The sequence below is a fragment of the Rheinheimera sp. genome (assembly GCF_020217005.1).
GTDB lineage: Bacteria > Pseudomonadota > Gammaproteobacteria > Enterobacterales > Alteromonadaceae > Pararheinheimera.
This window is the reverse complement of the sequence record NZ_JAIWOI010000183.1, coordinates 1-10,000: the sequence shown is the minus strand read 5'-3', so window position 1 is coordinate 10,000 and position 10,000 is coordinate 1. Positions and strand designations below refer to the sequence as shown.

The window sequence follows — 10,000 nt, the reverse complement described above, 5'->3', positions numbered from 1 at the left end:
TCTGCTTTGGCTGCTTTGCCCTTTTGTAGCTGAGTTTTACTAAACCAAAGCAACTACAAAGTTATAGCTCTGTAGCCGGGTAACCGGCTTCATCCAGCGCTGCAATAATATCCTCTGCTGCCAAATCGCTTTCAACATCTACCTGCTGCTGCGCTAAATCTACTGTCACTTTGGCATCAGCCTGCAACTGTGCAACTGCTTTATTCACCATGCTGATGCAGTGGTTACAGCTCATGCCTGTGACTTTTAGTTGTACTTTCATACTATCTTTCCTTTTTACTGTTGAGTTAGCTTGCGAACATGATGAACGCTTCCGCTGTGTTAAGGTCAAGTGTTAGTGCTGAACTTTTTAGTTGACCTTACCCTAAGGGCAAGCTTTAGCTTTGACGCTATCGGGGTATTCCCCTTTTTTGACTGGAGTCATGGTATGTCTGAACAGATCCAATTGAATATCAGCGGAATGAGCTGTGCTTCCTGTGTGGGGCGTATAGAAAAAGCTTTAGCTAAAGTGACAGGTGTAGAGCAAGTCAACGTCAATCTGGCCACTGAAACCGCAGCGATTAGCGGCCTTGCTCTGTCGCCAGAGGTATTGATGGCTGCTGTGGAGAAGGCGGGCTATCAGGCCAGTCTGCCGTTGGAAAAGCCGGTAGTTGACGTTGTTCAGCCTGCTTTTTATCAGCAGCAATGGTGGCCTGTTGTCGCCAGCATAGTGCTTACTTTGCCTTTAATTCTGCCAATGATTGGCATGCTGTTTGGGCTGGATTGGATGTTGCCATCCTTCTGGCAATGGTTGTTGGCTACTCCGGTGCAGTTCTATTTTGGCGCGCGTTTTTACAAAGCGGGCTGGGCTGCACTTAAAGCAGGCAGTGGCAATATGGATTTGCTGGTGGCCATTGGTACCAGTGCAGCTTATGGTTTGTCCTTGTATCTGTGGTGGGCTTTTGCTGCACAGCATGCAGGGCATGGTGCGCCTCATTTGTATTTTGAAAGCAGCAGTGCAGTATTAAGTCTGGTACTGTTGGGTAAGTATCTGGAACACAAAGCAAAAAAACGTACTACAGATGCTTTAAGGGCATTGGAGAATTTAAAACCCGCAGTCGCGACTTTGTGGCAAAACGGGCTTTGGCTTGAAGTAAAAGCGGAAGCTGTGCAACAAGGGGACCTGGTGCTGGTAAAGCCAGGCGAACGCATTGCGGTGGATGCTGTGGTTGAGCAAGGCCAAAGCCATGTAGATGAAGCCCTGATCAGCGGCGAGTCTGTGCCGGTCAGTAAAACACTGGCAGATAAAGTGACAGGAGGCTCAGTCAATCTGGATGGTGTATTGCAGATCAGAGCCAGCGCTGTAGGAGCTGAATCGACCTTGTCCCGCATTATTCAACTTGTGGAACAGGCACAAGGGGCGAAAGCGCCTGTCCAGGCTTTAGTAGATAAAATCAGCGCTATTTTTGTGCCGGTGGTTTTACTGATCGCTCTGGCGACCCTGCTGGGGTGGGGGCTGCTGGCTGAAGATTGGGTGACAGGTATTCTCAATGCGGTCGCGGTATTGGTGATTGCCTGTCCTTGTGCTCTGGGTCTGGCCACACCTGCTGCTATTATGGCTGGAACAGGTTCTGCTGCGCGTTCAGGAATTCTGATTAAAGATGCTATTGCCTTAGAGCAGGCGAAGGCGGTGAACCTGGTGGTGTTTGATAAAACCGGTACTTTAACCCAGGGCAAAGCCGTGCTGCAGCAAGTCAGTCGTTTTACTGATGAAGCTGATACGCTGCAATGGGCTGCCTCGTTGCAACAAAACAGTGAGCATCCGCTGGCCAAAGCTTTACTGACTTATGCCGCAGCGCATCAGGTGGAAACAGTTGCAGCCACAGAGTTCCGCGTGGTCGCAGGCAAAGGCGTACAAGGCAAAGTGCAAGGTCGTAGTCTGGTGCTCGGTAGTAGCCATTGGATGCAGCAGTTGGGGCTAGACTTGCCGCTCGGGCAAATTAAAACCAGTGGCGCTTCAGTGTCCTGGCTGGCGGAGCAACAAGCAGACGAGAGTTATCAGTTGTTGGCGCTGTTTTGTTTTACCGATGAGCTAAAAGCTGATGCGGTACAAGCCGTGGCTTTGTTAAAACAACAAGCTATAGCTGTGGCTATGCTAACGGGCGACAGCAAAGAGAGTGCGGCATTAATAGCGCAGCAATTGGGGTTAACCGACTGGAAAGCTGAAGTGCTGCCCGGTGAAAAAGCCGCTGCTATTGCCAGCTGGCAACAACAAGGCTATCAGGTGGCTATGGTCGGTGATGGCATAAATGACGCGCCAGCTTTAGCTCAGGCAAATTTAGGCATAGCTATGGCCAGCGGCACTGAAGTTGCGGTGAGCGCCTCTGCCATGACTCTGATGCGCAGTAAACCTTCATTGGTCAGTGCGGCCTTGCAGATTGCCAGACTGAGCTATCGCAAAATTCAGCAGAACCTGTTTTGGGCTTTTATCTTTAATGCCATAGGCATACCGCTAGCCGCTTTAGGTTATCTCAATCCGGTGATTGCAGGTGCAGCTATGGCCTGTAGCAGTTTATTCGTGATTAGTAATGCTCTGTTGTTACAGCGCTGGAAGGCACAGGAGTAAAATGATGGCTACTTTAGTGACTATTGGCCAGGCGGCCAAACAGACCGGACTGTCCGCCAAGATGATTCGTCATTATGAGGAAGCAGGTCTGCTGCATAAAGCCAACAGAACAGAAGCGGGGTACAGGTTGTACAATAGCCAACAGTTGCAGCAACTGAATTTTATCAGGCAAGCCCGAGCCTTAGGTTTCTCAATCGCTCAAGTCAGTTCCTTGCTGGATTTGTGGCGTGACCCACAGCGCAGCAGTAAAGAGGTGAAACAACTGGCAGAACAACATCTGGATGAAATTAAGGAAAAAGTCGCTGAATTGCAGCAAATGCAACAGATATTGCAGCAATTGGCTGATAGTTGCTGCGCAGATGATCAACCCCAATGTGCTATTTTAGATGGTCTGCAAAAATAAACTAAGAACAGCTATGAAAAAGATCCCGGCACATGCCGGGATCTGCAACGAAAAAGACCGGAGATTAAGGCTGGTAAGAGGTAGTTAAGCTCAAACCAGAAACAGCTGAATAACCACGAATACTGATATAGTAAGTGGCTGCAACTGGGTTGTTAAAGGTACAACTTTCGTTGTTCCCTGTCAGGTATGGACGGCAATCATAACTTGAGGTCGTTGGCTGCGCGCCACGACGTACGTACAAATCACCATCCCCTGTGCCACCAGACATAGAGACTGTTAGCACACTCATACCTGCAGGCACTGCCAGGGTGTAATGTTTCCAACTGTTGCGGGCTACACTGATGTTGTTCACTGTTGCCGTGGCGCCTGTACCACCGCCGCCACCACTGCTACCAGACGCTGCTGCCACAGCCGCCGCCGCATCAACAATACCAGTGCCGCAATTGTTGCAACTGGCAGGGAAAGAGCGGGTAGTGGTTTTCAGGATAGTTTCAATTTCGTCCGGTGTAGCCGTTGGTTTTTTCTGGGCTATTAAGGCAGCAACACCAGCCACATGCGGGGCGGCCATTGAGGTGCCCTGGCTGTAGCCATAACTGTCAGATCCAGGTGTTGTAGTACCAGTGTTGTAGGTCGATAAAATACCGTTTGGATCATTGGCTGAGTTCATAGCACCACCAGGCGCTGCGACATCGATAGAGGTACCGTAGTTAGAGTAATAAGCCCGGCCACCGCTGCGGTTTGTTGATGCCACGTTGACCACACCAGCACAGTTACCCGGGTTAAAATTGTTGGCATTGGCATTATCGTTACCTGAGGCGATCACAACGACAGTACCGTTGGCACGGGCAATATTAATAGCAGCCTGAGTGGTCGAGTCACAAGCGCCAGAGCCTCCTAAACTCATATTGATTACTTTAGCCGGATTGGCATTAGCCGGAACACCAGACACTGTGCCACCAGAAGCCCAGATGATACCGTCTGCAATATCCGAGGTATAACCACCACACTTACCTAAAACACGCACAGGTACTACTTTGGCACCATAAGCTACACCAGCCACACCTGAAGCATTATTCGTGACGGCAGCTACCGTGCCAGCTACGTGGGTACCGTGCCAGGAAGAATCCTGAGCTGCGTGCGTGCCACCACATTCATTGGCCAAAATCCAGTCACCCGGATCCTGAGCATTGTTGTCACGGCCGTTACCATCATTGCCGACAAAGCTGTCGGAGATCATGTCATAGCCCGGCAGGATATTCGCATTCAGGTCGGCATGTGGCCGGTAGCCTGTATCCAGCACCGCAACTACTACTCCGGCACCAGTAGCATTATCCCAGGCCGTATTTGCCCTTAAACCGCCAGTGGATTCAAAATAGTGCCACTGGTTGCTGTACTGAGTGTCGTTGGGGGTCGCAGCTATGGTTAATAATCTATCTTCTTCTACTAAAGACACATTGGGGTCTTTGGCCAGATTTTTTCGCATTTCTTCGGTTTCTTTGGCCGAGAGTTTACGATCTGCTTTAACTATATGCCGTCCTTTAACCGCTGAACTTACGCGAACGTAAGATAAAGGGGCTCCAGCTAAAGCCGACAGGTCCTGGGCCACATGTTGTTGCAGAAACACAGTGCGTTCTTTTAAAGCGGCTGCAGAGAGCAGAGGTTCAGGCGTGCGCAATGAACTTGGCGCAGTGGTTCCGTACTCCACAATAAAACGGGTGACAGGTGCATTGGCTTGTTCCTGTGCCATCACAGTACTACTGAGTAAACTCAGTACCGGAAGAGTGAACAAGGCTATTTTATTAAGCTTAAAGTGTTTAGGTTGCATTTTATTCTCTCAAATTATTGTTATCTGGATTTCCCGTTCCTTAAATGGTTAAATTTCGGACGAGCGTTAAGATGATTGGTCAATAATTTGTTAATGTAAATGGTTATGAATTTATCGTATTTGGATGTTTCCGTTAATTTAAGTTTTCTTTTCTTGTGAATTTGCGGCAGATTGCCTGCTGAGGGCGGCGAATTAACAGAGTTTTATTACATTTGGTTACGTGTGTTTATTATTTGTTTTAATTTGGTTTCTATTCCAAAAAAGTATAAACAAGCGAAAATTATTTTGTTTAGTCTTGTTTGGGTGCGACTGGATACTGGTGGAAATGAAAAAAGTGCAACCTGTATGGAGCAGGTTGCACTGACAAAGGCGAGGGCATCACTAGCCCATAGTTAAAGAATTAGTGGTGCTGGTGGCCTGAAGGTTTGCGGACTTTAAGTTCAGCGCCTGTATTGCCTGTGTTCTCAACCGCTGCTCGGTTTGCTTGCGGAATTTCACCTGTCCATTCTTGTGCCACAGTGCCGGCAGGATGCTGATACCAGCCCGGGTCTTTGTAATCACCAGGCGCCTGGTCCTTACGCACTTTAAAGATGCTGAACATGCCACCCATTTCGACAGAGCCAAAAGGCCCATCACCCGACATCATCGGCAGTGTATTGGCTGGCAAAGGCATTTGCATTTCGGTCATATCCGCCATGCCGCGTTCGCCCATTACCATATAATCCGGCACCAGTTTATTGATTTTTTGCATCAAACCACTGTGATCCACACCAATCATGGTCGGTACATCATGGCCCATCGCATTCATCGTATGGTGCGATTTATGGCAATGGAAAGCCCAGTCACCTTCTTCGTCGGCCAGTAATTCAATCTGGCGCATCTGCCCTACAGCCACATCTGTGGTGACTTCCGGCCAGCGCGCAGAAGTGGGCACAGGACCACCGTCTGTGCCAGTGACTGTAAACTCATGGCCATGGATATGAATAGGATGGTTGGTCATCGTCAGATTACCGACCCGGATCCGCACTTTGTCATTTTTGCGCACCACTAGCGGATCTATGCCAGGGAAGACGCGACTGTTCCAGGTCCAGAGGTTAAAGTCGGTCATGGTCATAATTTTTGGTGTCGCACTGCCCGGTTCAATATCATAGGCATTGAGCAGGAAACAGAAATCACGGTCTACTTCGTCAATATGAGGATGCGCATCTTTTGGATGGGTGATCCACATGCCCATCATGCCCATCGCCATCTGCACCATTTCATCAGCATGAGGATGGTACATAAAAGTGCCGGGACGGCGGGCGATAAACTCATACATAAAGGTTTTACCAGGCTGGATGGCGCGCTGATTTAAACCTGAGACTCCGTCCATGCCATTAGGTAAACGCTGGCCATGCCAGTGCACTGAGGTATGTTCAGGCAACTTATTGGTGACAAAAATCCGCACTCTGTCGCCTTCCACCACTTCAATAGTAGGGCCTGGTGACTGACCGTTATAGCCCCACAAATGCGCCTTCATACCGGGGGCCAGTTCACGCACTACAGGTTCTGCCACTAAATGGAATTCCTTTACGCCATTGTTCATTCGCCAGGGTAAAGTCCAGCCGTTTAATGTAACCACAGGGTTATAAGGCCGGCCAGTAGTGGGAACCAAGGGGTCCATAGTGTCAGCAGATTGCTGGATCACAGGTTCAGGCAAAGCGGCCATTGAGCTTCTGCTGACTGCGGCTACACCTACAGCAGCTGTAATAGCACCGACTTTTTTTAATAAATCACGACGGGTTAGCATCACATTCTCCTGTTAATGACCAGCTGCAGCAGCTGTGTTGTTTGCGGTTTCAATTTCAGCAGCAGGCTGTACTGTTGGACTGCCCCATAAGCTTTGTTGCAGCTGCAGTTCTGTTAGGTAAAAATCGCGCTGTGCATTCATTTGTCCAGTCACTGTTTCGACCTGAGCCTGGGTATCCGCTATCAGTTCAAATACGCCAATTAACATGCCGTTGTAACGCAGCACGTTTTGCTGATTAATTTTTTGCGTTAGTGGCACTAACTGGTCCTGATAGTGGCGGGCAATTTGATAGGCGCTTTGGTGTGAAATCAGAGCCTGGCGTACTTCTGTGCGGGCTTTTTGTTCCAAAGCTTTGGCTTGCCACCAGGCCTGCTGGTATTGAGCCTGGGCTTTGCTGATGCGGGCAGAGCCTGAGTCGAATAAGGGCAACTCAAAGCCCAGGGCTACTTCGCGTTCTTCGCTATGTTGCATTGATCCGGCAATTTCAGCAGATAAACCACGGATAAAACGGCTGTTTTTCTCAAGGCCTAATTGCAGTTCCAATTGGCTTAAGCGGGCTTTGGCTTGTTGCAGATCCAGCCGCTGTGCCAGAGCCAGTTGCTCCATATCTTGCTGTAGTGGCAAAGTTTCAGGAATTGCAGGCAGATAAGCAGGCAATTGCAAAGCGGTTTGCGGCGCTACACCAAGCTGCAGGTAAAGCTGCTCACGGCTTTGTTGCTGTTGTTGTTTCGCTTGTGCCAGTTGCAGCCGGATTTGCGCCGCAAATTTCAGCTGACGGGCTTGTTGTAGTTCGCTGTAATTGCCAACCTGATACATACGATTAGCCAATTCAGCCGACGCATCTATAGCTTCCTGCACTGTAAGCAAATAGTCATAACGCTGCTGTGCTGTAACGGCTTCAATAAAAGCGCTGCGGCTTTGTGTCAGCACATTAATTAATTGCAAAGCGACTTGTTGCTGTTGTTGCTGTGCTTGCTGCGCAGCAATGGCTTTGTCCCGGCTTAAAAAAATCAACTTAAACAGATTCAGCGAAAAATCGAGCTCAGTGTTGTAGCCTTCTTCTCCTCGGCTTCTGATCACTCTTAACCCTGGGTTAGGTAACAAGCCCGCCTGAATTAAATCTGCCTTGCTGATGGCCACAGAGGCCAATGCTGCCAGAAAATCCGGATTGTTTAATACCGCAACACGGCTGACGTGCTCTGCGGTTAAAGGTTCAGCCAGCAGCCGGGCTATTTCCTGCTCTGCTTCTGTTCTTACCGCAGGATCTGTGGCGGACAACTGAACCTGCATCGCTGCAGCCGTTTGCGCTAACACTTCAGGCTGCTCTGGTGTTGTGGTGACGGCACAGGCACTCAGTAATAGCGCTGCCAGCAGCGGACAAAACTTAGTGATGATGTTCATCTTCATCTCCTGTTTTTACCTTCTTGTGCTTTGAATGATCCATTGGCTCGGAATGTTTGGAATGGTCCATTGGCCCGGAATGCTTGGAGTGATCCATCGGCATCGAATGTTTGGAGTGGTCCATAGCTTCGGAATGTTTGGAGTGATCCATCGGCATCGAATGTTTGGAATGGTCCATATCCTGATGGCCACCGGCTTCAGTGGCGTAGTATTGCCAGCCACCCAATTCTGCAACTTTTTGGTTGGCTTGTTTCCAGTCTGTGGTGTTTTTTTGCAAAGTTACAGTACTAAGAGGCTGAACTGTTGCCTCTTCTGTAGCGTTGGCGAACGCCGAAGCGGAAAACAATAGGGTGGCACAGAAGAGCGCCAGATAAATAAACTGCTGCATAAAATCATAACCTGTTTAATAAAGCTGAAAAACACACCACAGATACAGCATTCAACGTAGCTGTTGTGGTGCAACTACCATGTTCAGCTGAATAAACGGGGCGGTCGTTCCAGACCAGAGAGAGTCAGAGGTAAAACTAAAGAATTAAAGCTGATGATCCGCTCAGTTTGTGGCGGGACAGCGATACAGTCTGATGGATTCATCATCAATACTGCCGCGGCACAGCTGACAGCACAGCCGGGACAGGACAATTCGTGATCATCCATAACGAGGTTACCGGAATCATTGACGGCAAGTTGATGGTCAGAATACTCAGACATGTGGTGATGGCTGTGTTCTGTCATCATCTGATGTTCTGGCATTTGAGAGTGCTTGCTTGAATGATCCGGACCACAACATAACATAGCGGCAGCTGCCACTCCCTTAAACAGGAGTAGGCCGATAAGCATCAGTAATGTCAGGCGGGAAATTTGTCCGCGATTTCTGTTCATGCCGTTTCGAAGTCTGCCAGATACATCAGTGGCTGTACCCTAATACAAAGCCTCGAAAAACTCAAGGTCAATACAGCCTCTGGCAAAAATACAAAGTCTTGACGGAGTAACCCGGGCGGGTCATTGTAACTATCACTACAGAGACAGGAACTGTGTCCAATGACATGCACTGCAGAGCAGGCATTTTATGCCGAAGTAAAACAGGCGCTAAAAGCCCGACGCCAGCAACAATGGTCAAGCGCCTGGTCGCATTTAGAGCGAGCGCATATTTTGGGACAACAGCAGTTTATGCTGCACCTGCATAGCCATTGGCTGATGTTAAAACTCGCTGTTGACCAGTCAGATGGGGCCGAAATTCGTGGCCAGGTTTTGCGTTTATTGCTTACTCCTATTGGGCATTTAACCGGTCGCCTCCCAGTCGGAAATCCTGGTTCCAGCCGTTATCCGGTGTTAGAGGCTAAGCCCGTGCCTGATGATTTACAGGCTTTGTTAGCCGGAACAAAACAGCAGGATCCTCAAGGCTGACTGCAAAATTCTGTGGTATGTTTTAGCTAACGAACGAGTCGCCCGCCAAGGAGTGCATCTATGCAAGTTGCTTCAGTTCCCGACAATGAGCAGGATAGATTAAAAGCGCTGCTGAAGTTACAGATCCTGGATACTGAACCGGACAGTACTTTTGATCTGGTTACTTCTTTAGCCAGCTCAGTGTTTCAGGTGCCTATTGCTTTAGTGTCGCTGATTGACGAGCAGCGGCAATGGTTTAAAAGTAAACAAGGGCTCGAGGTTTGTCAGACGGACCGTAAACTGGCCTTTTGTGCCCATGCTATTTTGCAATCTGATGTTTTTATTGTCGAAGACGCCTCAAAAGACGAACGTTTTGCCGACAATCCGCTGGTGTGCACTATTCCAAATATTCGTTTTTATGCCGGTTGTCCACTGATCAATGAGCAGGGATTTGCCTTAGGTACCTTGTGTGTAATCGACTCTGTGCCACGAAAAATGACAGAGCACGACAAAACTCTGCTGCGCAAACTGGCGCAAATGGTGATGGACAGGCTGAATGAGCACAAACAAAAACTACAAACCGAACATAAGCTG

10 protein-coding genes are annotated in these 10,000 nt (G+C 48.9%); 4 read left to right on the top strand and 6 right to left on the bottom strand.

The genetic code is table 11. The annotated features are described in order from the left end of the window. Window positions 1–61 precede the first annotated feature (61 nt). Window positions 62–262, bottom strand: a complete 201-nt coding sequence (locus LDL40_RS08925; protein ID WP_300994948.1) for a heavy-metal-associated domain-containing protein — start codon at window positions 260–262, stop codon at window positions 62–64. Window positions 263–427: 165 nt separating this feature from the next. Here LDL40_RS08925 and LDL40_RS08920 point away from each other — a divergent pair, with 165 nt between their 5' ends. Beyond that, window positions 428–2,605 carry a cation-translocating P-type ATPase gene (locus LDL40_RS08920; protein WP_300994946.1) on the top strand — a complete coding sequence of 726 codons (2,178 nt, stop codon included), beginning with the start codon at window positions 428–430 and terminating at the stop codon, window positions 2,603–2,605. A gap of 1 nt (window position 2,606) precedes the next feature. After that, window positions 2,607–3,008, top strand: a complete 402-nt coding sequence (cueR, locus tag LDL40_RS08915; protein ID WP_300994944.1) for a Cu(I)-responsive transcriptional regulator — start codon at window positions 2,607–2,609, stop codon at window positions 3,006–3,008. Window positions 3,009–3,072: 64 nt separating this feature from the next. On the opposite strand, the gene LDL40_RS08910 is transcribed toward cueR, so the two are convergent. From LDL40_RS08910 to LDL40_RS08890, 5 genes are all read right to left on the bottom strand, one after another. Further along, window positions 3,073–4,833: a S8 family peptidase gene (locus LDL40_RS08910; RefSeq protein ID WP_300994942.1), complete on the bottom strand. Its 1,761-nt coding sequence runs from the start codon at window positions 4,831–4,833 to the stop codon at window positions 3,073–3,075. 400 nt (window positions 4,834–5,233) lie between these two features. Further along, on the bottom strand, window positions 5,234–6,622 hold the full coding sequence (locus tag LDL40_RS08905) for a multicopper oxidase family protein (protein ID WP_300994941.1): 1,389 nt from the start codon (window positions 6,620–6,622) through the stop codon (window positions 5,234–5,236). Window positions 6,623–6,634: 12 nt separating this feature from the next. Beyond that, the gene (locus tag LDL40_RS08900) at window positions 6,635–8,023 is read right to left on the bottom strand and encodes a TolC family protein (protein WP_300994940.1); all 1,389 of its coding nucleotides are present in this window, start codon (window positions 8,021–8,023) and stop codon (window positions 6,635–6,637) included. Next, window positions 8,007–8,411 carry a hypothetical protein gene (locus LDL40_RS08895; protein WP_300994939.1) on the bottom strand — a complete coding sequence of 135 codons (405 nt, stop codon included), beginning with the start codon at window positions 8,409–8,411 and terminating at the stop codon, window positions 8,007–8,009. Before LDL40_RS08895 ends, LDL40_RS08900 begins: the two co-directional genes overlap by 17 nt. A gap of 83 nt (window positions 8,412–8,494) precedes the next feature. Further along, window positions 8,495–8,773: a hypothetical protein gene (locus LDL40_RS08890; protein ID WP_300994937.1), complete on the bottom strand. Its 279-nt coding sequence runs from the start codon at window positions 8,771–8,773 to the stop codon at window positions 8,495–8,497. A 288-nt stretch (window positions 8,774–9,061) separates the two neighbouring features. Between LDL40_RS08890 and LDL40_RS08885 the strand changes: the two genes are divergently transcribed. Continuing rightward, window positions 9,062–9,427, top strand: coding sequence for a DUF3703 domain-containing protein (locus LDL40_RS08885; protein WP_300994935.1), 366 nt, complete (start codon window positions 9,062–9,064; stop codon window positions 9,425–9,427). 60 nt (window positions 9,428–9,487) lie between these two features. Continuing rightward, window positions 9,488–10,000: GAF domain-containing protein (locus tag LDL40_RS08880; protein WP_300994934.1), on the top strand; the 513-nt coding region annotated here is incomplete at its 3' end.

Bases quoted from the DNA above. Each gene is read 5' to 3' on its own strand.
- LDL40_RS08905 (WP_300994941.1), bottom strand. From the start codon at position 6,622: ATGCTAACCCGTCGTGATTTATTAAAAAAAGTCGGTGCTATTACAGCT.
- LDL40_RS08885 (WP_300994935.1), top strand. From the start codon at position 9,062: ATGACATGCACTGCAGAGCAGGCATTTTATGCCGAAGTAAAACAGGCG.
- LDL40_RS08890 (WP_300994937.1), bottom strand. From the start codon at position 8,773: ATGCCAGAACATCAGATGATGACAGAACACAGCCATCACCACATGTCT.
- LDL40_RS08895 (WP_300994939.1), bottom strand. From the start codon at position 8,411: ATGCAGCAGTTTATTTATCTGGCGCTCTTCTGTGCCACCCTATTGTTT.
- cueR (WP_300994944.1), top strand. From the start codon at position 2,607: ATGATGGCTACTTTAGTGACTATTGGCCAGGCGGCCAAACAGACCGGA.
- LDL40_RS08910 (WP_300994942.1), bottom strand. From the start codon at position 4,833: ATGCAACCTAAACACTTTAAGCTTAATAAAATAGCCTTGTTCACTCTT.
- LDL40_RS08900 (WP_300994940.1), bottom strand. From the start codon at position 8,023: ATGAACATCATCACTAAGTTTTGTCCGCTGCTGGCAGCGCTATTACTG.
- LDL40_RS08925 (WP_300994948.1), bottom strand. From the start codon at position 262: ATGAAAGTACAACTAAAAGTCACAGGCATGAGCTGTAACCACTGCATC.
- LDL40_RS08920 (WP_300994946.1), top strand. From the start codon at position 428: ATGTCTGAACAGATCCAATTGAATATCAGCGGAATGAGCTGTGCTTCC.